The organism is Paucibacter sediminis (assembly GCF_030254645.1).
GTDB classification, from domain to species: domain Bacteria; phylum Pseudomonadota; class Gammaproteobacteria; order Burkholderiales; family Burkholderiaceae_C; genus Paucibacter_B; species Paucibacter_B sediminis.
In genome coordinates this window covers 3,937,329-3,962,128 of sequence record NZ_CP116346.1, presented here as the reverse complement: position 1 = coordinate 3,962,128, position 24,800 = coordinate 3,937,329, and the positions used below count along the sequence as shown (strand labels likewise).

At 70.1% G+C, this 24,800-nt stretch carries 15 protein-coding genes; 5 read left to right on the top strand and 10 right to left on the bottom strand.

Annotation, left to right across the window (positions count from 1 at the left end):
• From PFX98_RS18355 to PFX98_RS18335, 5 genes are all read right to left on the bottom strand, one after another.
• The gene (locus PFX98_RS18355; protein WP_285231937.1) at positions 1 to 4,815 is read right to left on the bottom strand and encodes an NAD-glutamate dehydrogenase; all 4,815 of its coding nucleotides are present in this window, start codon (positions 4,813 to 4,815) and stop codon (positions 1 to 3) included.
• A 151-nt stretch (positions 4,816 to 4,966) separates the two neighbouring features.
• Positions 4,967 to 6,277, bottom strand: coding sequence for a prephenate-dependent tRNA uridine(34) hydroxylase TrhP (gene trhP / locus PFX98_RS18350; protein ID WP_285231936.1), 1,311 nt, complete (start codon positions 6,275 to 6,277; stop codon positions 4,967 to 4,969).
• A gap of 73 nt (positions 6,278 to 6,350) precedes the next feature.
• Positions 6,351 to 7,628 (bottom strand): dihydrolipoamide acetyltransferase family protein, encoded by a 1,278-nt coding sequence (locus PFX98_RS18345; protein ID WP_285231935.1) that lies wholly within the window; start codon positions 7,626 to 7,628, stop codon positions 6,351 to 6,353.
• On the bottom strand, positions 7,628 to 8,686 hold the full coding sequence (locus PFX98_RS18340; protein ID WP_425334623.1) for an alpha-ketoacid dehydrogenase subunit beta: 1,059 nt from the start codon (positions 8,684 to 8,686) through the stop codon (positions 7,628 to 7,630). The genes PFX98_RS18345 and PFX98_RS18340 overlap by 1 nt, the downstream gene beginning before the upstream one ends.
• Positions 8,683 to 9,930: a 3-methyl-2-oxobutanoate dehydrogenase (2-methylpropanoyl-transferring) subunit alpha gene (locus tag PFX98_RS18335; RefSeq protein WP_285231934.1), complete on the bottom strand. Its 1,248-nt coding sequence runs from the start codon at positions 9,928 to 9,930 to the stop codon at positions 8,683 to 8,685. Before PFX98_RS18335 ends, PFX98_RS18340 begins: the two co-directional genes overlap by 4 nt.
• A gap of 193 nt (positions 9,931 to 10,123) precedes the next feature.
• On the opposite strand from PFX98_RS18335, the gene PFX98_RS18330 reads away from it, so the two are divergent.
• Entirely contained in the window at positions 10,124 to 12,049 is a 1,926-nt protein-coding gene (locus PFX98_RS18330; RefSeq protein ID WP_285231933.1) for a bifunctional 2',3'-cyclic-nucleotide 2'-phosphodiesterase/3'-nucleotidase, read from the top strand.
• On the opposite strand, the gene PFX98_RS18325 is transcribed toward PFX98_RS18330, so the two are convergent.
• Both PFX98_RS18325 and PFX98_RS18320 read right to left on the bottom strand, forming a co-directional pair.
• Positions 12,050 to 12,349, bottom strand: a complete 300-nt coding sequence (locus tag PFX98_RS18325) for a flagellar basal body rod protein FlgC (protein ID WP_285231932.1) — start codon at positions 12,347 to 12,349, stop codon at positions 12,050 to 12,052. It abuts the gene before it with no gap.
• Between the two features lie 112 nt (positions 12,350 to 12,461).
• A complete protein-coding gene (locus PFX98_RS18320; RefSeq protein WP_285231931.1) occupies positions 12,462 to 13,403 on the bottom strand; it encodes a GGDEF domain-containing protein in 942 nt (313 codons plus the stop codon).
• A 263-nt stretch (positions 13,404 to 13,666) separates the two neighbouring features.
• Here PFX98_RS18320 and PFX98_RS18315 point away from each other — a divergent pair, with 263 nt between their 5' ends.
• Entirely contained in the window at positions 13,667 to 16,843 is a 3,177-nt protein-coding gene (locus PFX98_RS18315; protein WP_285231930.1) for an amidohydrolase family protein, read from the top strand.
• Complete coding sequence (locus PFX98_RS18310) at positions 16,840 to 18,186, top strand: amidohydrolase family protein (protein WP_285231929.1); 1,347 nt, start codon at positions 16,840 to 16,842, stop codon at positions 18,184 to 18,186. Before PFX98_RS18315 ends, PFX98_RS18310 begins: the two co-directional genes overlap by 4 nt.
• A gap of 3 nt (positions 18,187 to 18,189) precedes the next feature.
• On the opposite strand, the gene PFX98_RS18305 is transcribed toward PFX98_RS18310, so the two are convergent.
• Entirely contained in the window at positions 18,190 to 18,702 is a 513-nt protein-coding gene (locus tag PFX98_RS18305) for a YybH family protein (RefSeq protein WP_285231928.1), read from the bottom strand.
• Between the two features lie 54 nt (positions 18,703 to 18,756).
• Between PFX98_RS18305 and PFX98_RS18300 the strand changes: the two genes are divergently transcribed.
• Positions 18,757 to 19,602: a substrate-binding periplasmic protein gene (locus PFX98_RS18300; RefSeq protein WP_285231927.1), complete on the top strand. Its 846-nt coding sequence runs from the start codon at positions 18,757 to 18,759 to the stop codon at positions 19,600 to 19,602.
• Between the two features lie 13 nt (positions 19,603 to 19,615).
• On the opposite strand, the gene sbcB is transcribed toward PFX98_RS18300, so the two are convergent.
• Complete coding sequence (gene sbcB / locus PFX98_RS18295) at positions 19,616 to 21,064, bottom strand: exodeoxyribonuclease I (protein WP_285231926.1); 1,449 nt, start codon at positions 21,062 to 21,064, stop codon at positions 19,616 to 19,618.
• A gap of 96 nt (positions 21,065 to 21,160) precedes the next feature.
• Between sbcB and PFX98_RS18290 the strand changes: the two genes are divergently transcribed.
• The gene (locus PFX98_RS18290) at positions 21,161 to 23,467 is read left to right on the top strand and encodes a penicillin-binding protein 1A (RefSeq protein ID WP_285231925.1); all 2,307 of its coding nucleotides are present in this window, start codon (positions 21,161 to 21,163) and stop codon (positions 23,465 to 23,467) included.
• On the opposite strand, the gene PFX98_RS18285 is transcribed toward PFX98_RS18290, so the two are convergent.
• Entirely contained in the window at positions 23,468 to 24,589 is a 1,122-nt protein-coding gene (locus PFX98_RS18285; protein WP_285231924.1) for a beta-ketoacyl-ACP synthase III, read from the bottom strand.
• Between the last annotated feature and the right edge of the window lie 211 nt (positions 24,590 to 24,800).

The following is a 24,800-nucleotide window of genomic DNA, read 5'->3' as shown; positions in this document are numbered from 1 at the left end:
CTACACATTGCGCAACTCGCGCAGCGCCACCGAGAGCATCGCCAGGTCGGCGCCCTTGGCCTCGGCCAGCTCGGCCAAGAGGCGTTGCGAACGTTCCAGCGCCGCGGCCTTGTCCTGCTCCCAGGCGGCCAGGCGGGCACCCGCACCGTCCGCACCGCCCGCGCCACCCATCAGGACCTGCTGCGCAATATCGCGCCGCAGGCCCCAGAGGTCGTCGCCCAGCGCGGCCTTGGCCAGGGCCTGCCAGTAGCTGCCGGCCGGCAGGGCCTCGATCTGCTGGCGCAGCCGCGCCAGGCCCAGGCGGCGCTCCACCTCGGCATGCACCTCGGCCACCTCGGCCACATCGCGTTGCAGGGCATCGGCCAGCTCGGCGATGTCCAGCGCGGCATACAGCCCCTCGGCGCTGGCCACGCGCTGCGCCAACGCCGCCGGCACGCCGGCCGCCACCCAGGCCTGGGCCAGGGGCGAGGCCTCGGCCTGCGCGGCCAGCTGCGTGCGCAGGGCCTGCACCGCCGGCGTGAAGCGCGCGATGGTCTGCTCCAGCGGCTCGGCCAGCCGGCGCGAGCGCAGGAACCAGGCGGTGGCGCGCGCGGTCAGGCGGCCCTCCTCGATCAGCAGCTCGGACTGCACCGCATCGGCGACGCGGTTGTCCAGCGCCTCGACCTGCTGCCACAGCTCCACGTGGCCCATCACCTCGCGCGTGGCCAGGTAGGCGCGCACCACCTGGGCGGGGCGCATGCCGGTGGCGTCGGCCAGGCGGTGCACAAAGGTCGAGCCGACGCGGTTCACCATGCTGTTGAGCACATGGGTGGCGATGATCTCGCGCTTGAGCGGATGGCGCGCGATATGGGCGCCAAAGCGCTCGCGCAGCTGGGCCGGGAAGTAGCGGTACAGCGCGGTGCTGATCCAGGCGTCCTCGGGCAGCTCGGAGGCCACGATCTCGTCGAACAGCCACATCTTGCAATAGGCCAGCAGCACCGCGCGCTCGGGCGTGGTGAGGCCCACGCCGCGCGCCTTGCGCTCGGCGATCTCCTCGTCGCTGGGCAGGAACTCGATGGCGCGGTTCAGGCGCCCGGCCTTCTCCAGGAAGCGTATGAAGCGCGCCTCCTCGTCCAGCAGGGCCACGCCCAGGCGGCCGGTGACCGAGAGCGCCTGGGTCTGGAAGTAGTTGTCGCGCAGCACCAGCGCGGCCACCTCGTCGGTCATCTCGGCCAGCACGCTGTTGCGCTGCTTCTCGGTGATCTCGCCGTCGGCGCTCGCCAGGCCCAGCAGGATCTTGATGTTGACCTCGTGGTCGGAGGTATCGACGCCGGCCGAGTTGTCGATCGCATCGGTGTTGAGCGCCACGCCATGGCTGGCAGCCTCGATGCGGCCGCGCTGGGTGAAGCCCAGATTGCCGCCCTCGCCCACCACCTTGCAGCGCAGCTCGCAACCATTGATGCGCAGCGCGTCATTGGCGCGGTCGCCCACCTCGGCATGGCTCTCGCTGCTGGCCTTCACATAGGTGCCGATGCCGCCGTTGTAGAGCAGGTCCACCGGCGCCCGCAGGATGGCGCTGAGCAGTTCGTTGGGCGCGAGGCGTTCAGCGTCGATGCCCAGCGCCGCACGCGCCTGCGGCGAGATCGGGATGGACTTCTCGGAACGCGACCAGACCCCGCCGCCGGCCGAGATCAGCGCGGTGTCGTAATCAGCCCAGGAGGAACGCGGCAGCTTGAAGAGGCGCTCGCGCTCGGCAAAGGAGCGCGCCGCATCGGGGCTCGGATCGATGAAGACATGGCGATGGTCAAAGGCCGCCAGCAGCCGGATATGGCGTGACAGCAGCATGCCGTTGCCGAACACATCGCCCGACATATCGCCCACGCCGACGACGGTGAAGTCGCTGCTCTGGATGTCCTGGCCGCGCTCGCGGAAGCAGCGTTTCACGCTCTCCCAGGCGCCGCGCGCGGTGATGCCCATCGCCTTGTGGTCGTAGCCGACGCTGCCGCCCGAGGCAAAGGCGTCGCCCAGCCAATGGCCGTATTCCTTGCTCACCGCGTTGGCGTAATCGCTGAAGGTGGCCGTGCCCTTGTCGGCCGCCACCACCAGATAGGGGTCGTCGCCGTCCAGGCGCCGCACCTGGGGCGGCGGCACCAGGGCCGTGCCGGCCAGGTTGTCGGTGAGGTCCAGCAGGCCGCGCAGATAGTCCTGGTAGCAGGCCACGCCTTCTTTGAGGTAGGCATCGCGCTCGCTCGCCGGTGGCGCCTTCTTCAGCACGAAGCCGCCCTTGGAGCCCACCGGCACGATCACCGTGTTCTTCACCATCTGCGCCTTCACCAGGCCCAGCACCTCGGTGCGGAAGTCTTCCGGGCGATCCGACCAGCGCAGGCCGCCGCGCGCCACCTTGCCGCCGCGCAGGTGGATGCCCTCGAAGCGCGGCGAGTAGACGAAGATCTCGTACAGCGGCTTGGGCTCGGGCAGGCCCGGCACCTTGGCCGACTCGAGCTTGAAGCTCAAGAAGCTGCGGCGCGGCCCGGCGGCACCGCTGTGGCCGGTGCCGGTGCGCCAGAAGTTGGTGCGCAGGGTGGCCTTCATCAGCGCCAGCAGCTGGCGCAGCACGCGGTCCTCGGAGAGGTTGCTGACGCGGTCCAGCGCCTGCTCGATCGCATTCACCTGCGATTGCGCGCCCTGCTCATCGGCCGTGGCGGGATCGAAGCGCAGCTTGAACAGCGCCACCAGCATGCGCGCCAGATGCGGGTGCGCGCCCAGCGTGGCCTCGATGGCGCCCTGCGAGAGCGCAAAGCCGATCTGCTTGAGGTACTTGGCATAGGCGCGCAGCACCACGATCTCGTCGGCCGCCAGTGCGCCCCGCAGCACCAGGCGGTTGAAGTCGTCGTTCTCCACCTCGCCGCGGAACACGCGCGCAAAACAGTCCTCGAACAGGCTGGCCAGCAACTCGGGCTCGAACTCCTCGTTGAGCTGCGCCTGCAGCTCGAAGTCGTGCAGCGAGATGGCCCCGCCCTTTTCGTTGATTCGGTAGTTCTGCTCGCCCAGCACGCGCACGCCCATATGCTCCAGCATCGGCAGGCTGTCGGACAGCACGATGGCCTCGCCCAGGCGGTAGACCTTGAAGCCCAGGGCGTTGGCGGCCGCACCCAGCGGCCGGTAGAAGGCCAGGGCCAGCGGCGCCTCGGGGGTCAGCGCGGCCATCTTGCGCACGTCCGGCACGGCCGCACGCGCGCTCACGCGCTCGCGGTACTCGGGCGGGAAGGCGCCGCTCCATTGCTTGAACAGCGCAATGCCGCGCGCGTCGCCCTCGGCCTCGATGAGGGCATCGCGCAGCTGGTCGCCCCAGCGGCGCGCGGCCTCGGCCAGGCGCAGCTCCAGCTCGCGCTGGTCGACCGCCGGCACCTGGCCCGGCGTGGTGCGCACATAGAAGTGGATGCGCGCCAGCACGGTGTCGCTGAGCAGCACATTGAAGTCGGCGTTGACGCCCGCAAACGCCTCCATCAGGATGGCCTGGAACTTGATGCGCAGATCGGTCGCATAGGCCTCGCGCGGCACATAGACCAGGCAGGAGACGAAGCGGTCGAAGGGATCGCGGCGCAGGAACAGGCGCAGGCGCTGACGTTCGCCCAGCGAGAGGATGCCCAGTGCGGTTTCGTAGAGCTCGTCGTCAGCGATCTGGAACAGCTCGTCGCGCGGATAGGTCTCGAGGATGTGGTGCAGCGCCTTGGCCAGATGGCCGCCCGGCGGCAGGCCGGCGCGCTCGGCGATCGCGCCCACCTTGTCGCGCAGCAGCGGCGTTTCGGACACGCGCGCGCTGTAGGCGGTGGAGGTGAAGAGGCCCAGGAAGCGGTGCTCGCCCACCACCCGGCCCTGCGCGTCGTAGCGCTTCACGCCGATGTAGTCGGTATAGCCGGGCCGGTGCACGGTGGAGCGGGTGTTGGCCTTGGTGACCACCAGCGGCGGCGTGGGCGCACGCGCCAGCGCGCGCGCATTCGCGGGCAGCACCGTGATGCTGCCGCTGCGTTGCTCGGCCTCGCTCTCGCGCAGCACGCCCAGGCCGCTGCCGGGCACCAGGCGCAGCGCATCGGCGCCCTGCTGCTCCACCAGCTCATGCTGGCGGTAGCCCAGCAGGGTCAGGTGTTCGTCGGCCAGCCATTCCAGGAAGGCGCGGCTCTCCGCCACCTGGGCGTTGGGCAGCACCTGCTCGAGCGGGGCCAGCTCGGCGGCGGCCGCGCGCAGGCGTGCCAGCATGGGCTGCCAGTCCTCCACCGCGGCGCGCACATCGGCCAGCACGCGCTCGATGCCGGCCGCCAGTTCGGCGCGCTGCTGCGGATCGACCAGGCGGTCGACCTCGATATACATCCACGATTCGCGCCCGTCCTGCGGCGCCTGGGCGCGCGCCTGCAGGGCCGTCAGCGCGTCATCGGCGGCGCGCTGCACCGCGAAGATCGGATGGACGATCAGGTGCAGGGTCAGGCCCTGGCGGTTGATCTCGGCCGAGGCGGAATCGACCAGAAACGGCATGTCGTCGTTGACGATCTCGATCACCGAATGGCGCGAACTCCAGCCATGCTCGGCCATGGTGGGGCTGAACACCCGCACCTTGGGCCGCCCGGCCGCGCGCGCGGCGCCGAACTGCCAGTGCGAGAGCAAGGCGCCGCAGAGGTCCTCGTTGCGGCGCTCGGCCCAGTCTTCGGCATCGAACTGGCGGAAGCAGCCGCGCGCGAAATTCTCCAGCATGGCGTGCTGATCGGCGGGCAGGCGCTCGCAGGCCATGGCCAGCACGGCCTCCATGCGTTCGTGGTGCGCGGTCTCGGTGGCGTCATTCATCAACTTGTCTCCTTGGGCCTAGTCAGCCCGTTGCCTGTGCCGGTTTTGCCGGCTTGTCGGCCAAGTATCCCAAGCCTGCCACAGGCGGCCAAGCTCGGGGCGCGGCAGCGCCAAATTCTGTTCGGCGCATGCCGCTGTTGTTGCTACAGCGCTAGAGCAGGCGCGCCAGCAGGCCACCCTCGGCCGGCTGGCCCAGCGGCAGCCAGACGCGCAAGGGGCTGCCGGGCGCCACCTGGATGGCGCGGCCCTCGGCGTCCTGCATCTGGGTGAGGCGCAGGCGCCGGTTGCCGCCCGGGTGGATCAGCTCCAGCTCGTCGCCCACCTCGAAGCGGTTCTTGGTCTCCACCTCGACCCAGCCGTCCGCACGCACGCCGCGCACCTCGGCCACGAAATGGCTGCGCTGCAGCTGCGAGCTGCCGCTGAGGTAGTTCTGGTAATCCTGGTTGGGGCGGCGCTCCAGGAAGCCGCTGGTATAGCCGCGGTTGGCCAGGCCCTCCAGCTCCAGCATCAGCTCGGGATTGAAGGCCCGCCCCGCCACCGCATCGTCGATGGCGCGGCGGTAGACCTGGGCGGTGCGCGCCACGTAGTACAGGCTCTTGGTGCGGCCCTCGATCTTGAGCGAATCCACGCCAATGCGCGCCAGCCGCTCCACATGCTCGACCGCGCGCAGGTCCTTGCTGTTCATGATGTAGGTGCCATGCTCGTCTTCCATGATGGGCATCAGCTCGCCGGGCCGGCCCTGCTCCTCGATCAGGTAGAGCTGCTCGGCGGCGGGGTGGCGGTCGGCGCGGGCCGGCGGCGCGATCGGCACGGCCTCGCCGGTGTTGCCACAGTTGCCGGCCTCGTGCGTGTCATAGCACCAGCGGCAGGCATTGGTGCAGGTGCCCTGGTTGGAATCGCGCCGGTTGAAATAGCCCGAGAGCAGGCAGCGGCCCGAGTAGGCGATGCACAGCGCGCCGTGCACGAACACCTCGATCTCCATGTCCGGGCATTCGTTGCGTATGCCCTCGATCTCTTCCAGGCTGAGTTCGCGCGAGAGGATCACCCGCGCCACACCCATCTTCTGCCAGAACTTCACCGCCGCCCAGTTGGTGGTGTTGGCCTGCACCGAGAGGTGGATGGGCGTCTCGGGCCAGCGTTCGCGTACCTGCATGATGAGGCCGGCGTCGGCCATGATGAGCGCGTCGGGCTTGAGCGCGATCACCGGTGCTATGTCGCGCAGATAGGTGCGCACCTTGTCGTTGTGGGCGATCAGATTGCTGGTGACGAAGAACTTCTTGCCACGCGCATGCGCCTCGGCGATGCCCTCGGCCAGCTGTTCGAGGCGGAATTCGTTGTTGCGGGCGCGCAGCGAATAGCGCGGCTGGCCGGCATAGACGGCATCGGCGCCAAAGTCATAGGCGGCGCGCATCTTGGCGAGCGAGCCGGCAGGGAGCAGGAGTTCGGGGGCTTTGAGTGACATCGCGGGATTGTCTCCAGCCCATCGCCCCCGCCTGCTCAGCGCAAGCGCCCGCCTCGCACTCCTTTGAGCCAGATCAATCCACGAACAGCAGGGCCGGACTTTCCAGCATGGCCCGGATGGCCTGGATGAACTCCGCCGCCACCTGGCCATCGACCACGCGGTGATCGAAGGAGGACGAGAGATTCATCATCTGCCGCCCCACCACCAGGCCGTCGCGCAGCATCGGCCGCTCGACGATGCGGTTCACGCCGACGATGGCCACCTCGGGATGGTTGATCACCGGCGTGCTGACGATGCCGCCTAAGGCGCCCAGGCTGCTGAGTGTGATGGTGGAGCCGCTGAGCTCGTCGCGCGTGGCGCGGCCGTTGCGCGCCACCTCGGCGAGACGGCGGATCTCGGCGGCGCAGCGCCAGGGGTCCAGCGCCTCGGCATGGCGCAGCACCGGCACCATCAGGCCGGCCGGGGTCTGGGTGGCGATGCCCAGATGCACCGCATCGAAGCGCGTCAGCACGCCGGCCTCGTCGTCCAGCCTGGCATTGAGCTGCGGATGCTGGCGCAGCGCGCGGCAGATGGCGCGCGCCAGCAGCGGCAGCAGGGTGAGCTTGCCGCGCGTGGCGCCATGCTGCTGGTTGAGCGTCTGGCGCAGCGCCTCCAGCTCGGTGACGTCTACCTCCTCCACATAGCTGAAATGCGGGATGCGGCGCTTGGCCTCCTGCATCTTCTGCGCGATCTTGCGGCGCAGGCCGATGATGGGGATGGCCTCGACGGCATCGCTGCCGGTGATGGCCGGCGGCCGCGGCGCTGCGGCCGCCGCTGCTGGCGTTGGCGCTGAGACACGCGCACTGCGCTGCGGATGGGCCGCCGCATAGGCTTCCAGATCGGCATGCATGATGCGCCCGGCGGTGCCGCTGGCACGCACCTGGCTCAGGTCCACACCCAGCTCCCAGGCCTGGCGGCGCACCGAGGGCGAGGCGATCGGGCGATCGTGTGCCGCGACGGGTGCGGGCGCAGGTGCTGGCGAGCGCACAGGCGCAGGCACGGCTGCGCGCGGCGCGGGGTCAGGTCTTGCCTGGGCCGGCGGTTCCACCGGCGCCGGCGCTTCAGCCCCATCCTCCATATCAATCTTGATCAGCGCCGCACCCACCCGCATCACCGTGCCGGCCGCGGCGCCCAGCTCGGCCACGCGGCCATGCACCGGCGACGGGATCTCCACGGTGGCCTTGTCGGTCATCACATCGGCCAGGATCTGGTCTTCCTTCACCAGCTCGCCGGGCTGCACGCGCCAGGCCACCAGCTCCACCTCGACGATGCCTTCGCCGATATCCGGCATCTTGATCACATGTACGCTCATCACGACTCCATCGCGCGTTGCATCGCGGCCGCCACGCGGGCCGGGCCGGGGAAATAGTCCCATTCCTGGGCATGGGGGTAAGGTGTGTCCCAACCCGCCACGCGTTCGATCGGCGCCTCCAGGTGGTAGAAGCAATGCTCCTGCACCAGCGCCAGCAGCTCGGCACCGAAGCCGCTGGTGCGCGTGGCCTCGTGCAGCACCAAGCAGCGGCCGGTCTTCTTCACCGAGTTGACGATGGTCGGCAGGTCCAGCGGCCAGATGCTGCGCAGGTCGATGATCTCGGCATCGATGCCGGTCTCGCGCGCCGCCGCCTCGGCCACATAGACCATGGTGCCGTAGGTGATCACGCTCAGCTGGCTGCCGGCCCGATAGACCGACGCGCTCTCCAGCGGCACGCGGTAATGGCCCTCGGGCACCTGGCTCAGCGGATGGTCGGTCCAGGGCGTGGAGGGGCGGTCGTGGTGGCCGTCGAAGGGCCCGTTGTAGAGGCGCTTGGGCTCCAGAAAGATCACCGGGTCGTCGCATTCGATCGCCGCGATCAGCAGGCCCTTGGCGTCATAGGGGTTGGAGGGCATCACGGTGCGCAGGCCACAGACATGGGTGAACAGCGCCTCGGGGCTCTGGCTGTGGGTCTGGCCACCGTAGATGCCGCCGCCGCAGGGCATGCGTATCGTCAGCGGCGCGGTGAAGTCGCCGGCCGAGCGGTAGCGCAGGCGCGCCGCCTCGGAAACGATCTGGTCGGAGGCCGGGTAGAAATAGTCGGCGAACTGGATCTCGGCCACCGGCCGCAGTCCGTAGGCGCCCATGCCCACCGCCACGCCGACGATGCCGCCCTCGGAGATCGGCGCATCGAAGACGCGGTGCTTGCCGTACCTGGCCTGCAGGCCATCGGTGCAGCGGAACACGCCACCGAAATAGCCCACATCCTGGCCGAAGATCACCACATCGGGGTCGCGCGCCAGCATCACGTCCATGGCAGAGCGCAGCGCCTGGATCATGGTCATGGTGCTGACGGCGGGCTGCTCCTCGAGCAGCTGGCTCAGGTCTTCGGGTTTCATGCGCGGCCTCCTCGCTCGTGTACCTGGCGCAGCTGATCCTTCAGGTGCGGCGGCATCTCCTTGTAGACGTCCTCGAACATCGAGGCCGCCGTCGGGATATGGCCATCGGCCAGACTGCCATAGCGCTCGGCCTCCTTCTGCGCCGCGATCACCTCAGCCTCCAGCTCGGCCTGCAGGGCCTCGTGCTGGGCATCGGACCAGATGCCGGTGAGGGTCAGGTGTTGCCGGAGGCGCGCAATCGGGTCGCCCAGCGGGAAATGCGACCAGTCGTCGGCGGGCCGGTATTTGCTGGGGTCGTCCGAGGTGCTGTGCGGGCCGGCGCGGTAGGTCACCCATTCGATCAGGGTGGGCCCGAGGTTGCGGCGCGCGCGCTCGGCGGCCCAGCGCGAGACGGCGTAGACGGCCAGGAAGTCGTTGCCGTCCACGCGCAGCGAGGCGATGCCGCAGCCCACGCCGCGCGCGGCGAAGGTGGTGCCCTCGCCGCCCGCAATCGCCTGGAAGGTCGAGATCGCCCATTGGTTGTTCACCACATTCAGGATCACCGGCGCGCGGTAGACATGGGCAAAGGTCAGCGCGGTGTGGAAGTCGCTCTCGGCGGTGGCGCCGTCGCCGATCCAGGCCGAGGCGATCCTGGTGTCGCCCTTGATGGCGCTGGCCATGGCCCAGCCCACCGCCTGGATGAACTGGGTGGCGAGGTTGCCGCTGATGCTGAAGAAGCCGGCGCGCTTGATCGAGTACATCACCGGCAGCTGGCGGCCCTTCAGCGGGTCGCGCTCGTTGGAGAGCAGCTGGCAGATCAGGTCCACCAGGGGCACATCGTCGCGCGCGATCAAAAGGCTTTGCTGGCGGTAGGTGGGGAAGCACATGTCGCCGTCGTGCAGCGCCATCGCATGGGCGCTGCCGATCGCCTCCTCGCCCAGGCTCTGCATGTAGAAGCTGAGCTTCTTCTGGCGCTGCGCGATCAGCATGCGGGCGTCGAAGATGCGCGTCTTCAGCATGGTGCGCAGGCCGCGCAGCAGTTGCGCCTCGCTCAGCTCGGGGGCCCAGGGGCCGACCGCCCGGCCCTCCTCGTCCAGCACCCGCACCAGGCTGTAGGCCAGCGGGCCCATCTCCACCGGCGCCACGTCGATGGGCGGCTGCAGCACCGCGCCGGCGGGCGAGAGCTTCAGATAGGAAAAATCGGTATGGCAGCCCGGACGCCCGGTGGGCTCGGGGACATGCAAACGCAAAGGCTCATAGCTCATGCGGCTCGCTCCTGCGCAGGGTAGTGGCTGCGCGGCTTGTCATGGTTGGATGCAGCGGCGGGCTTGATGAGGCTCGCGCTGCCCAGCAGGCGCCACGCCGGGATCACCAGCGCGGCACTTGCGCAGGGCTAGCGTAGCGCAATCTGCGGGCCCCGCCGCGGTCTCGCTAACCCTAGCCGGCTACCATGCGCCCATGCTGAATCGCCGCCTGTTGTTTGCATCGCTGTCCTTGCTGCTGAGCCTGGCCAGCGCCCATGCCGCCGACCTGAAGCTGCGCATCCTCGAGACCACGGATGTGCACATGAGCCTGCTCAACTACGACTACTACCGCGACCAGGCCACCGACGAGTACGGCCTGGCCAAGACCATCACCCTGATCAAGGCGGCGCGCGCCGAGGTGGCCAACAGCCTGCTGTTCGACAACGGCGACCTGCTGCAGGGCAATCCGCTGGGCGATCTGGTGGCGCGCGTGCGGCCGCTCGCCCAGGGCGAGCTTCACCCGGCGTTCAAGGTGCTGAACGAGCTCGGGGTGGACGCCGCCAATATCGGCAACCACGAGTTCAACTACGGCCTGCCCTTTCTGCGCCAGGCGCTGGCCGGCGCGCGCTTTCCCTATGTGAACGCGAACGTGCGGCTGGCCGGCAATGGCCAGCCTGCCTTCACGCCCAGCGTGATGCTGCAGCGCCAGTTCAAGGACGAAGCCGGCCGGCCGCAGCGGCTCAAGATTGCGGTGTTCGGCCTGGTGCCGCCGCAGATCATGCAATGGGACAAGCAGCACCTGAGCGGCCGCGTGCAGGCGCACGACATGGTGGAGACGGCGCGCGCGCTGGTGCCCAGGCTGCGCGCCGCCGGCGCCGACCTGGTGATCGCGATCGCCCACACCGGCATCGAAGCCCAGGCCTCGGCACCGCTGGCCGAGAACGCCGCCGTCAGGCTGGCCCAGGTGCCAGGTCTTGACCTGCTGCTGCTGGGCCATGCCCACGCGCAGTTTCCCGGCCCCGAGTTCGAGGGGCTGCCGGGCGTCGATGCCAAGGCCGGGCGCCTGCACGGCCTGCCCGCGGTGATGCCGGGCCGCTGGGGCGACCATCTGGGCCTGATCGACCTGACCCTGCGCAGGAGCGCCGGCCGCTGGCGCGTGCTCGAGAGCCAGGCCAGCCTGCGCCCCATCTACGACCGCCAGGCGCGCCGCGCCCTGGTAGCGGCCGACCCCGCACCGGCGCGCCTGATCGCCGACGAGCATGCGCGCACGCTGGACTATGTGCGCCAGCAGGTGGCCAGCACCGAGGCGCCCATCCACAGCTACTTTGCCCAGGTGGCCGACGACCCCTCGGTGCAGCTGGTGGCACAGGCCCAGCTCGCCTACATGGCGCGCGCGGTGAAGGGCACGGCCTACGAGGGCCTGCCGCTGGTGTCGGCCGCGGCGCCCTTCAAGAGCGGCGGGCGCCAGGGCTGGAGCCACTACACCGACATCCCGGCCGGCCCTCTGGCCATCAAGCATGTGGCCGATCTCTATGTCTACCCCAACACCATCAAGGGGCTCAAGCTCAAGGGCCGCGAGCTGCGCGAATGGCTGGAGATGGCGGCGGGCCAGTTCCGCCAGATCGACCCGGCGGGCCCGGCCGAGCAGGCCCTGATCGAGCCGCGCTTTCCGAGCTTCAACTTCGACACCCTGGACGGGCTCGCCTACGAGATCGATGTGAGCCAGCCGGCGCGCTACGACCTCGAGGGGCGGCTCGTGCAGCCGCAGTCGCATCGCATCCTGGGCCTGAGCTACCGCGGCGCGCCGATCGATGACGAGGCCGAATTCCTGGTCGTCACCAACAACTACCGCGCCAGCGGCGGCGGGCATTTCCCCGGCCTGGGCCCGGAACGCATCGTGGTGGACGCGCCCGACGAGAACCGCGCCGCGCTGGCCCAGTACCTGGCCGACACCAAGCGCGTCAACCCCAGCGCGGATGGCAACTGGCGCATCCGGCCGGTGCCGGGCGTGCGGCTGCAATTCGTCTCGGGGCTGGGCGGCATCGCCCATCTGGCCGCCACACCGGCGGTGCGCCTGGTGCGTGAGCTGGGCGACGGTTCGGCGCTCTATGAGCTGAGCGGGGCCGGCCCCGCGCCCTGATCAGGCCTGGATGTCCAGCAGCGAGCCCTCGGCGCGCACCTGGGTCTGCAGCACGCGCAGATTGGCCACGAAGGCATAGGTGGCACCATGCTGGTTGATGAGGTCCTGCTCGGGCACCTGGCCGCTGGCCGGCACCTGGCGCAGCTGCGCCTTCACGCCGCCGCCCTCGACGGTCTGGGCCTCGACCTGCAGCCGGCGCAGATCGCCGGTGCCCGAGGAGGCGATGTTGCTGGCGGCCGCGCGCAGCCTCTCCTGGGCCGCGGACATGCCGGACAGGGCGGTGGAAAGGCTGATGGACATGATGGCGGCGCTCCAGACTGCAGGCGATATGCCGGGTGATTTCCCTGCATATCGGCAGCGCGCCGCCGGACTTTAGAACTGAAGGGTAAAAAACCCTCAATTCATGCGGTCATCAACCGGCCAGCTCCTCGAAGCCGCCGTTGGAGACGAACACGCGCACGCAATCGCCACCCGCCGCCTTGGCCTCGGCACAGGCCAGCGAGCCCGCGCCCAGCACTGCGTCCACGGTTTCCAGCGTGGGATGGAGCTGCACCACGCCCAGGCTGGCCTTCACGCGCGTGCGGTGCAGGCCCCAGCGCAGGCGGTAGCCGGCCACCGACGCGCGCATCTTCTCGGCCACGATCTGGGCGTAATGCTGGTCGCAGTCGGGCAGCAGCACGGCGAAATGGTCGTTCTCCAGGCGCGCCACCAGGTCGGAGGCGCGCACCTTGGTGATCAGCATCTGGCCCAGGCCATAGAGGAAATGGTCGGCCACCTCGGTGCCCATGCCGTGCACCACCTCGGTAAAACGGTCCACATCCACCCACAGCACCGACACCGGCTCGTGCCGGCGGCTGCCCACATGCTCGGCCAGGCGGCGCTCGAACTCGCGGCGATTCGCCAGCTCGGTGAGCACATCGTGCTTGGCGGTCCAGGTGGGTTGCAGACGCAGCTGGCGCGCCGCGGTCACGTCCTCGACGATCCAGAGCGCCTCGCCGGCGGGCGCATCCCAGTGCACCGGCGTGGCCTGCAGTCGGCCCCAGAAGCGCGAGCCGTCGCGGCGCACATATTCGATCTCCTCGTCCAGCGGCCGGCCGGCCGCAAAGGCGGCGCCCTGGCGCTCCAGCACGCCGGCATGGGCGGTGTCCGAGACATGCACGCTGCGCGTGGTCTGCCCGCACAGATCGGTCTCGTCGCCATGGCCGAACAGGTGGTTGAACTGTTCGCTCACCACCTCGAAGCCGGGCCCGCTGACGAAGGCCACCGCCATCGGCGCACGCACCAGCAGGGCGCGCATGCGGGCGGCGATCACATCGGCTGCGGGCTCGCTGGCCGCGGGGGTGGTGGCTTGCATTCGGTTCTCCTTGGTATTGACCATGGTATTGGCCATGGTCTCGGCGCCGGCGTCAGCAGGACTTTTCGACACGCAGCGGGCCATGCTTGAGGGTGTACCGCGTTTGCGCCTGCCTGAAAAGCCCGAACAAGACCTTGTTTGACTGGTTCAGCATTCGCACGCCGCGGCGGCGGCCCCACGCAATCCCGCATGGCCGGGTCGCTGCCCAGCCCCTAGAGTGCCTGCCAGCAAGACCCGCCCTAGCCGGGCCCAAGGAGGATGCCATGCCCAGCCATCGATGCGGTGCGCCACGCGCGCCGCGGTCTGTTTTCGCCCTGGCGGCCGGCGCGCTGGTGCTGACGGCGGCGGCCCAGCCCGGCGTCGAGCGCGTCGAAGGCCTGCACGACCACAGCCCGCGCTGGCACGCCATCACCGAGGCGCGCCTGGTGCTGGCGCCCGGCAAGGTGATCGAACGCGGCACCCTGGTGATGCGCGACGGCCTGATCGTGGCCGTCGGCGCCCAGCTGCCGGTGCCGGCGGGTGCGCGCGTCTGGGCCCTGCCCGGCCGCACCGTCTATGCCGGCTTCATCGACCTGGCCAGCAGCCTGGGCGTGCCCGCGGCCCTGCGCGAGCGGCCGCCCGTCAACCCGCGCTGGGGCCCCGGCGCCGACGCGCCGCCGGCCGCCGCGCGGCCGATCCCGCCGCTGACGGGCCGCGGCCTGGCGGCGTCCAACACCATGCTGCGCGCCGAACAGCAGGTGGGCACGCAGCTGGAACTCAAGGCCGATGAGCTCAAGGCCGCGCGCGAGCTGGGTTTCACCACCGTGCTGGCCGCGCCCTCGGTGGGCATCTTCCGCGGCCAGAGCGCGCTGCTGAACCTGGGCGATGGCGGTGACGCCAAGCGCCTGCTGCTGGCCGAGCGCGTGGCCCAGCATCTGGGCCTGGATGTGGACAACGGGCGCGCCTATCCCAATTCGCTGATGGGCAGCATCGCGCTGCTGCGCCAGACCTGGTCGGACACGCGCTGGTACGGGCAGGCGCAGCAGGCCGCCCGTGGCGGCCCCCAGGGCATTGAGCGCATCGCCGCCCATGCCGGCCTGGCGGCGCTGCAGGACGCGGTGGCCGGGCGCCAGCCGGTGTTCTTCGCCGCCGACGACGAGCAGGACTATGCGCGCATCGGCCGCCTGCGCGAGGAGTTCGGCTTCAGACTGGTGCTGCAGGGCAATGGCCACGAATACCGTCGCGCGGCCCAGCTCAAGGCGCTGGGCGCGCCGCTGCTGCTGCCGCTCAACTTCCCGCCCGCGCCCGAGCTGGAGCAGCCCGATGCCGCGCTGGATGTGGGCCTGGAGACCCTGCAGCATTGGGAGCAGGCGCCCTCCAACGCGGCCTATCTGGCGGCCCAGGGCCTGGAGTTCGCACTCTCGGCCCATGGGCTCAAGGAGCCGCGCCGCGAGTTCTGGCCGCGCCTGCGCCAGGCGGTGCGCCGCGGCCTGGCGCCCGAGCAGGCCCTGGCCGCGCTGACCACCGTGCCGGCCCGGCTGGTGGGCGAAAGCGCACGACTGGGCAGCCTGGAGCCGGGCCATCTGGCGAATCTGCTGATCGCCCGCGGCGACCTGTTCCGCGACGAGCAGGCCGAGCCGGAGTGGAGTTTTGTCGATGGCCAGCCCTATGCGCTGGAAGCCGCCGCGCGCCCCGATCTGCGCGGGCGCTGGCAGCTCGCCGACGCGAGCTGGCAGATTGGCGGCAGCGCGGCCAAGCCCGAGCTGAGCCTGGGCGATGCGCGCTGCGAGCTGCGCCAGCAGGGCCGCCAGCTGCTGCTGCGCCTGCCCTGCGGCCAGGTCGAGCCCGCGCAATGGCAGCAGCTGGTGGCCGAGCTCGATGGCGAGCGCCTCAGCGGCCAGCTGCTGCGGCCCGATGGCAGCCGGCAGAGCTGGGAGGCGCGGCGCGTGGCGCCGCACCAGGCCGGCGAGGCGGCCCCGCCCAAGGCGGAAGCCCTGCCGCCCCCGCCCTCGGCCGGCTACCCGGCCGGCGCGCTGGCCGAAACCCTGGCGCCACGCCCCGCGGCCCTGCTGCTGCGCCATGCCACGCTCTGGACCAGCGGCCCCGCCGGCAAGCTGGAGAACCACGACCTGCTGGTGCAGGACGGCAAGATCAGCGCCATCGGCCAGGACCTCAAGGCCCCGGCCGGCGCCGAGCTGCTGGAGCTGGCCGGCAAGCATGTCAGCGCGGGCCTGATCGACGCGCATTCGCATACCGCGATCGCGCGCGGCATCAACGAGTTCAGCAGTTCCATCACCGCCGAGGTGCGGGTGGGCGATGTGCTGGACGCCACCGACATCAACCTCTACCGCGAGCTGGCCGGCGGCCTCACCACCGCCAATCTGCTGCATGGTTCGGCCAACACCATCGGCGGCCAGAGCCAGGTGATCAAGCTGCGCTGGGGCCAGGACGCCGAGGCGCTGAAGTTCAAGGGCGCCCTGCCCGGCATCAAGTTCGCGCTGGGCGAGAACGTCAAGCAGAGCTGGGAGGCCGCGAGCAGCCGCTACCCGCAGACCCGCATGGGCGTGGAGCAGCTGCTGCGCGACGCCTTCCAGACCGCGCGCCATTACCAGCGCGAGCGCGCGCGCTGGCAGGGCAACCCCAAGGCGATCGCCGAGCCGCGCCGCGATCTGCAGCTGGAGACCCTGGTGGAGCTGCTGGAGCGCAAGCGCGCCATCCACATCCATGCCTACCGCGCCGACGAGATCCTGATGTTCACCCGCCTGGCCAGGGAATTCGGCCTGCGCGTGGCGGCCTTCCAGCATGTGCTGGAGGGCTACAAGGTGGCCAGCGAGATCGCCAGCATCGGCGCCGGCGCCTCCACCTTCAGCGATTGGTGGACCTACAAGATGGAGGTACAGGACGCCGTGCCCTACAACGGCGTCATCATGACGCGCGCCGGCGTGCTGTCCAGCTTCAACTCCGACAGCGACGAACTGGCGCGCCGCCTCAACACCGAGGCCGCCAAGGCGGTCAAGTACGGTGGCATGTCCGAGCCCGAGGCGCTCAAGCTGGTGACCATCAACCCGGCGCGCCAGCTGGGCGTGGAGCAGCGCGTCGGCTCGCTAGAACCCGGCAAGGACGCCGACTTCGTGATCTGGAGCGGCCCGCCGCTGTCCGGCTACAGCCGTGCCGAGCAGACCTGGATCGACGGCCGCCGCAGCTACAGCCTGGCGCGCGATGCCGAGCTGCGCCAGGCCGCCGAGCGCGAACGCCAGCGCCTGCTGGCCAAGGCCCTGCCCGAGCGCCTGGCCGCGCTGCAGGCGGCACCCGCCGGCCGCCCCGCGGCCGCGGGCGGCAGCCCGGTGCGCGAGCTGCTGGACTGGCTGGCCTTGCAGAACGAGGTCCACCAGGCCACGCGCCTGCGTGGCAGCTATTGGGCCGGCGGGGCCTGGCATGAATGCACGGAGGACGCACCATGAAGCGCGGGGCCAGCATCACGACTATTTGGCTGGCAGCGCTGCTCACCAGCGGCGCTGTGCACGGCACGCCCAATGTGCCGCCCGCGCCGCAGAGCCGGCCGCTGCTGATCAGCGGCGCAACCCTGCACACCGTCAGCGGCGCGGTGCTGGAGCGCGGCCAATTGCTGCTGGAGCAGGGCCGCATCAGCGCGGTGGCCGCCGAGGGCGAGGCCCTCCAGCTGCCCGCCGGCACCGAGCGCCTGGCCCTGCCCGGCAAGCATGTCTACCCCGGTTTCATCGCCGCCAATTCGGCCCTGGGCCTGGTGGAGGTGGCCGCGGTGCGCGCCACCGTCGACACCGCCGAGGCCGGCAGCCTGAATCCGAACGCGCGCGCGCTGGTGGCGGTGAATGCCGACAGCGAGCTGATCCCGGTGACGCGCGCCAACGGCGTGCTGGCCACGCAGACGGTGCCGCGCAGCGGCCCGGCCGGCCTGATCTCGGGCACCTCGGCCCTGCTGCAACTGGACGGCTGGAACTGGGAGGACATGGCGCTGCGCCCCGCCGTGGGCCTGCATGTGCGCCCGCCCTCGCTGCGCGCCAATGCGCAGCTGCTGCCGATGCTGGACGAGGCCAGGCTGGCCGACTACAAGCGCCTGGCGCGCCAGCGTCTGCAAAGCCTGGAGGAGAGCTTCGAGCAGGCCGCCGCCTATCTGAAGGCGCGCAGCGCCGAACCCGGCCTGGCGCCGGACACGCGCTGGGAGGCGATGCTGCCGGCGCTGCGCGGCGAGCTGCCGGTGTTCGTGCATGCCGACGAGGCGGCGCAGATACGCTGGGCCCTGGGCCTGGCCCAGCGCCACCATCTGAAGCTGGTGATCGTGGGCGGCTACGACGCCCCGCTGCTGGCCGACGCCCTCAAGGCGGCCGATGCCGCGGTGGTGATTGCCGGCGTGCACCGGCTGCCGCTGCGCCGCGACGATGCGGCGGACGCGCCCTTGCGCCTGGCCGCGCGCCTGCATGCGGCCGGGCTGCGCTACTGCATCGCGCGCGGCGGCGCGGAGGGCGATGCGGCCAACGAGCGCCGCCTGCCCTTCGAGGCCGCCACCGCCGTCGCCCATGGCCTGCCGCGCGCCGAAGCGCTCAAGGCCATCACGCTCTACCCCGCGCAGATCCTCGGCGCCGAGGCCTTGCTGGGCTCGCTGCAGCCGGGCCGGCTGGCCAATCTGTTCGTCGCCGATGGCGATCCGCTGGAGGCCGGCACCCGCATCGAGCGCATCTTCATCGCCGGCCGCGAGCTGGCGTTGGAAGACCGCCAGACCCGGCTGCGCGACAAATACCAGCAGCGCTACCCGGCCACGGCCCGGTAAATTTCAGGGGCACAGCGGCTTGGCCGGCGCCTCCTTGGCGCGCTCGCGCTCGGCGGCCGTGAGCGGCACGCCCTTGTCGAGCACGATGCGCCATTGGCCCGGCGCCTCCTGCCGCCACACCGAGGCAAAGCGCGACACCAGCTCGCCCTGGGGATTGCGCACCGGCCCGGTGGAATGGGCCAGCGTGCCGTCGCCCAGCACCTCGACCGAATCGGGCGCCCAGGAGAACGGCGCCTGCGCGCCCTCGTAAAAACCTTTCCAGGCCGCCAGCACCGCCGGCTTGCCGCGGTGCACCTGGCTGGAGCCGAAGAACAGCGCCTGCTCGGAGAGATGGCGCTCGAAGGCCGGCAGATCGCGCTCGGCCATGCTGCGCGCGAACGCGCATTCCGCGGCCCAGACCTGGGCGCGCAGATCCGCCGCGCCGCCGGCGGGCACCTCGCCGGCCATGGCCGATCCCCCCAGCAGGGCGAGCATCAATAGGCGGCACAATCCGATGTACTGATCGCTACGATTCACGGCAAGACCTCCGGATGGGTGTGGGGTGACAAGAACGACGTTGGGCAAGCAGGCATGAATCCGCGCATCACCGCGAGCACCGCAAGCAAGCGCGCCGCAGGCAAGACCTGGCACCGGCGGCGTTGGCTATGCAGCCTGGCCATGCTGGCCTGCGCTGCTTATAGCAAGGCCGGCAGCGCGCAGCCGGAAGCCATGCCAGCCGATGCGCCGGTGCTTCATCTGGTCACCACCGAATTCGCGCCCTATATGGGCGAGAAACTGCCCGAGCAAGGCGTGCCGGTGGCGATCGCGCGTGCCGCCCTGGCCAGCCAGGGCTGGCGCCTGCAGGTCGCGTTCCGCCCCTGGGCGCGCGCCCTCACCGAGCTGGAGGCGGGCCAGCACGACGGCGTGATCGGCGCCTGGTACCAGCCCGAGCGCGAACGCGTCATGGATTTCGCCAAGCCCATGGGCATCGACAACCAGGTCGGCTATTTCGGCCTGGCCACGCAGCGCAACGCGGCCAAGAACCAGCTGCCCGCGGACCTTGCCGGTCTGCACATCGGCACCGTGCAGGGCTATGCCAACCCCAAGGCCTTCGAGCAGGCGGTGCAACTGGGTGCGAAGGCCGACCCGGCGCGCGATGACCTCACCAATCTGCGCAAGCTGCTGGCCGGCCGGGTAGATCTGGTGCTGATCGACAAGGGCGTGGCGCGCTACCTCATCAATACCGAGTTGAAAGGCGCGGCCGCGCAATTCGTCTGGATGGAGCCGGCCCTGGAGCGCATGCCCCTGCATTTCGCAATGGCCAAGTCACGCCCCCAGCACCAGGCCCTGCGCGAGCTGATGGATCGGGGCCAGGAGGTGATCGCCCGCAATGGCGAGTTGGAGCGCATCCGCCTGCGCTGGAAGGACTGGCTCTAGCAGACCGCCGCATTCACGGCGGCGGCGGCGCGATCTGCTCGGCGTAGTCGTAGAGCGCGCCGAGGATGGCCTCGCTGCGCTCGTCCTCGGCGCTCTCGCCCAGCGCGTCGATGCGCTCGAAGAACTGCGCCAGCGTCTGCGCGCCGCCCGCACCGGCATGCAGGCGCGCGGCGCAATGCGCCTGCCACTGCGCCTGCTCGGCATCGCTGAGCGACGCGGGAAAGTTGCGGGCGCGGTAGCGGAACAGCAGCTCGGCCAGGCGCGCGTCCTGGAACGCCGCCTTGCCCTGCGCCACGCGCTCGGCCAGGGCCGCGGCATCGAGGCCGCGCAGGCGATTCAGCAGGCGCCGGTCGTCGGGGCTCAGAAAACCGCCATAGAGATCCTCGTCCACGTCCACCGGCCCGGCCGCCGCGGGGCGCTGGAACACCTCGCCCCAGAGCCCGGCCAGCAGCTGGCCCTCGCGCGCCAGCAGCTCGGCATGCCGCAGGCCCTGCGCCAGGTCCAGCCCCCAGCGCTCGGCCATGGCGGAGCTGAGCGTCTTCAGATTGCCGATCACGATGGGCGATTTGTTGACGTGGATGGTCTTGATGGGCAAGCGCGTCACGCCCTCCTCCAGCGCCTCCTGCTTGACGAACATGCGTGCGCGGATCGCCTCGGCGTTGAGCGTCAGCAGCTCGGCCGGATCGCTGGCCAGGTCCCAGACGATCAGCTCGTTCTTGTTGCTCGGGTGCGGCGCCAGCGGCCACACCAGGGCCATGCAGCCGCGCTCCACGCCATACATGCCGGAGATGTGCAGGAAGGGGCGGCCCACGCCGATCTCGGCCCACACCGCCTCCTTCTTGCGCAGCCTGAGGCAGAACTCGAACAGCTTGGGCTGGGCACTCCTGAGCAGGCGCGCCAGCGCGATGGTGGCGCGCACGTCCGAGAGCGCGTCGTGCGCCGCCTCGTGGGCGAGGCCATTGGCGGCGCTGAGATGCTCCAGCTTGAAGGAGGGGCGGCCGTCCTCGTGCCTGGGCCATTCAATGCCCTCGGGGCGCAGCGCGTAGGCGCAGCGCACCACGTCCAGCAGATCCCAGCGGCCGCAGTCGTTCTGCCACTCGCGCGCATAGGGGTCCATCAGGTTGCGCCAGAACAGATGGCGCGTCACCTCGTCGTCAAAGCGTATGGTGTTGTAGCCCAGGCCCACGGTGCCAGGTCTTGCCAGCTCGGCCTCGATGGCGGCGGCGAACTCATGCTCGGCCAGGCCCTGTTCGAGGCAGGTCTGCGGCAGGATGCCGGTGAGCAGGCAGGCCTCGGGCTCGGGCAGGTAGTCGGGCGCGGGCCGGCAGTACACCATCAGGGGCGCGCCGATCTCATTGAGTTCGGCGTCGGTGCGGATGCCGGCGAACTGCGAGGGGCGGTCGCGGCGCGGCACGCGACCGAAGGTTTCGTAATCGTGCCAGTAGAAGGTCAGGGCTTGCATGGCCGGCACGATAACCGATCGCTGCCCCGCCGCTTCAGCAGGCCTTCACCGAAGGGTCGCGATAATCACCTGTCCCCGCTTGTCTGACCCGCCTTGATGCGCACACGCTTCAGCCACTCCTTCGCGTCCCAGTCCGGCCTGGCCTGGCAACGCCTGCTCATCATCCTGGCCGCCACGGCCGCGCTGCTGGTGCTGCTGCTGGCGATGGCCGCGGCCCTGGTCTACCCCAACCTGCCCTCGATCGACAACCTCACCGACTACCAGCCGCGCCAGCCCCTGCGCGTCTACACCGCGGATGGCCAGCTGATGGGCGAGTTCGGCGCCGAGCGCCGCCACTACCTGCCGCTCAAGGACATTCCCAAGCGCATGCAGGACGCCCTGCTGGCGATCGAGGACACCGGCTTCTACGAGCATGGCGGGCTCTACTACCCGGGCATCGCGCGTGCCGCACTGGCGAATCTGTTCAGCTCGCGCAGCCAGGGCGCCTCCACCATCACGCAGCAGCTGGCGCGCGATCTCTACCTCACCAAGAAGAAGCTCTACACGCGCAAGTTCGTCGAGATGATGCTGGCGCTGAAGATCGAGAGCCAGCTGAGCAAGCAGCAGATCCTCGAGGTCTATATGAACCAGATCTATCTGGGTCAGCGGGCCTACGGCTTCGAAGCGGCGGCGGCGGCCTACTTCGGCAAGAGCCTGAAGGAGCTGAGCATTGCCGAGACCGCGATGCTGGCCGGCCTGCCGCAGAACCCCTATTACGCCAACCCGATCAGCAACTTCCAGCGCGCCACGCGGCGCCAGCTGATCGTGCTGGAGCGCATGCACGACACCGGCCTGATCAGCCCCGAGGACTATGCCGCCGCCAAGGCCGAGAAGCTGCATATCCGCTCGGCCCAGGACCCGCGCCTGCATGCCGAGTACGCGGCCGAGATGGCGCGCGCCGTGGTGCATGCGCAGTACGGCGACGAGGCCTACAGCCGCGGCCTGAAGGTCTACACCACCCTGGTGGCCGAGCAGCAGCAGGCCGCCTACAAGGCGCTGCGCAAGACCCTGATGGAATACGAGCGCCGCAAGCCCTACCGCGGCCCCGAGGGCCATGTGGACCTGCCCGGCGATGCCGCCGAGCAGGACGCTGCCATCACCCAGGCGCTCGCCGAGCACCCCGACCAGGACGAGTTGCGCGCCGCGGTGGTGACCCAGGCCTCGCCCGCCAAGGTGCTGGCCAGCCTGCAGAGCGGCGAGGATCTGGTGATCACGGGCGAAGGCCTGCGCTCGGTGCAGGCCGCGCTGTCCGACAAGGCCAGGAGCGAGCTGCGCATCCGCAGCGGCAGCATCATCCGCGTGCTGCGCGGCGCGCCCAGCAAGGCCGAGCCGCAAGGCGCCTGGCTGATCACCCAGGCGCCCGAGGCCGAGGGCGCGCTAGTGGCGCTGGAGCCCGGCAGCGGGCGCGTGCACGCGCTGGTGGGCGGCTTCGATTTCGCGCGCAACCAGTTCAACCATGTCACCCAGGCCTGGCGCCAGCCGGGCTCGAGCTTCAAGCCCATCGTCTATTCGTCGGCGCTGGAGCTGGGGGTCTCGCCCGCCACCCTGGTGAACGACGCGCCCTTCGTGGCCGGCGACTGGGAGCCCAAGAACTACGACGGCACTTTCGACGGCCCGATGACGGTGCGCCAGGCGTTGGCGCGTTCCAAGAACATGGTGACGATCCGAGTGCTGGAACAGCTGGGCCCGCAGCGCGCCAAGGCCTGGGCCGGCCGTTTCGGCCTGGACCAGGACAAGCAGCCCGACAACCTCACGCTGGCGCTGGGCTCGGGCTCGGTGACGCCGCTGCAGATGGCCAGCGCCTACGCGGTGTTTGCCAACGGCGGCCATGCGCTCAAGCCCCTCATCATCACGCGCATCACCGATGCCAAGGGAGTGCCGCTGTTCGAGGCCGAGGCCCCCGCCATCAGCGAGGACAACCGCGCCATTCCCGAGCGCAACGCCTTCGTGATGAGCAGCCTCTTGCAGGAGGTGGCGCGCAGCGGCACCGCGGCGCGCGCCCAGGCCAGCCTGCGCCGGCCCGACATCTATGGCAAGACCGGCACCACCAACGATGCGGTGGACGCCTGGTTTGCCGGCTACCAACCGAGCCTGGCGGCGGTGGTGTGGATCGGCTATGACAACCCGCGCAGCCTGGGCGACCGCGAGACCGGTGGCGGCATGGCCCTGCCGGCCTGGATCGATTTCATGAGCGTGGCGCTCAAGGGCGTGCCGGTGGCCGAGATCGCGCCGCCCACCGAGGGCCTGGTGCGACCCGAGGGTGGCGACTGGAGCTTCGAGGAGTTTGCCGGCGAGGCCGGCATCCGCTTCATCGGCCTGGATGCGGCGGCCAGTTCGCCGCCGGCCTCGGCCCCTGGGATCTAGCTATCGCTTCCTGACGATCACGCTGCCGACCGAATAGCCGGCGCCGAAGGAGCAGATCACGCCCAGATCGCCCGGGGCCAGGTCGGCACGGTGACGGTGGAAGGCGATGATGGAGCCGGCCGAGGCGGTGTTGGCGAACTCGTCCAGGATCAGCGGCGCCACGTCGGAGCCGGCTTCACCGCCGACCAGGCGCTTGATGACCAGTTGGTTCATGCCCAGATTGGCCTGGTGCAGCCAGAACCGGCGCACGTCGGTGGGGGCCTTGTCCAGCGCCTTCAGATGGCCCTCGATATGGGCGGCGGCGATCGGCACCACTTCCTTGAAGACCTTGCGGCCCTCCTGGCGGAAGGTCTTGTCGCGTGCTAGCGGGTCGCTGTCCTCGCTGCGGTTCATGAAACCGAAGTTGTTGCGGATGTTGTTGGAGAACTGCGTGGCCAGCTTGGTGCCCAGCACCTCCCATTGCTCGGCGGCGGTGGCGGTGTCGGCACGCTCGACCACGATGGCGGTGCAGACATCGCCGAAGATGAAGTGGCAGTCGCGGTCCTTCCACTCCAGGTGGGCCGAGGTGATCTCGGGGTTCACCACCAGCACGCATTTGCTGGCGCCCGAACGCACCGCGTTATAGGCCTGCTCGAGCGCGAAGGTGGCCGAGGAGCAGGCCACGTTCATGTCGAAGCCGTAGCCGCCGGCGCCCAGGGCCTGCTGGATCTCCACCGCCATGGCCGGGTAGGCGCGCTGCATATTGGCGGCGGCGCAGAAGATCGCGTCCACCTCGCTGGCCTGCTTGCCGGCCGCGGCCAGCGCGTCGCGGGCCGCCACCACGGCGATCTCGGCCATCAGCGAGAGCTGATCGTCGGCGCGCTCGGCAAAGCGCGGGTACATGCGGGTGGGGTCGAGCACACCCTCTTTCTCGATCACATAGCGCTGCTTGATGCCGGAGGCCTTTTCAATGAACTCGACGCTGGAATGCGTCAGCGCCTCATGCGTGCCGGCCGCAATGGCCTCGGCATGTTGGGCGTTCTGCAGGTCCACGTACTGGTTGAAGGCTTGCACCAGCTCGGCGTTGCTGATGGTGTGCGGCGGCGTGTAGATGCCGGTGCCGCTGATGACGACTGCATGCATATGAATCTCGGATTCTGGTGCCCACCAGGCGGGCGGGCGGTGCCGGAAGTGTAGCGACCGCTATGCAGGCACCGCTTAAGGGTGTTCAGCATGGCGGTGGAATCTGCGTAGAATCGGGCACCGGGCCCAAATATTGGCGCCCGGTTTTTTGTGCCTGCACCGTCCCTTGCCTCGGACGGCTTCGCGGGCCGGCCGGGCTCCAAGTCAAGCG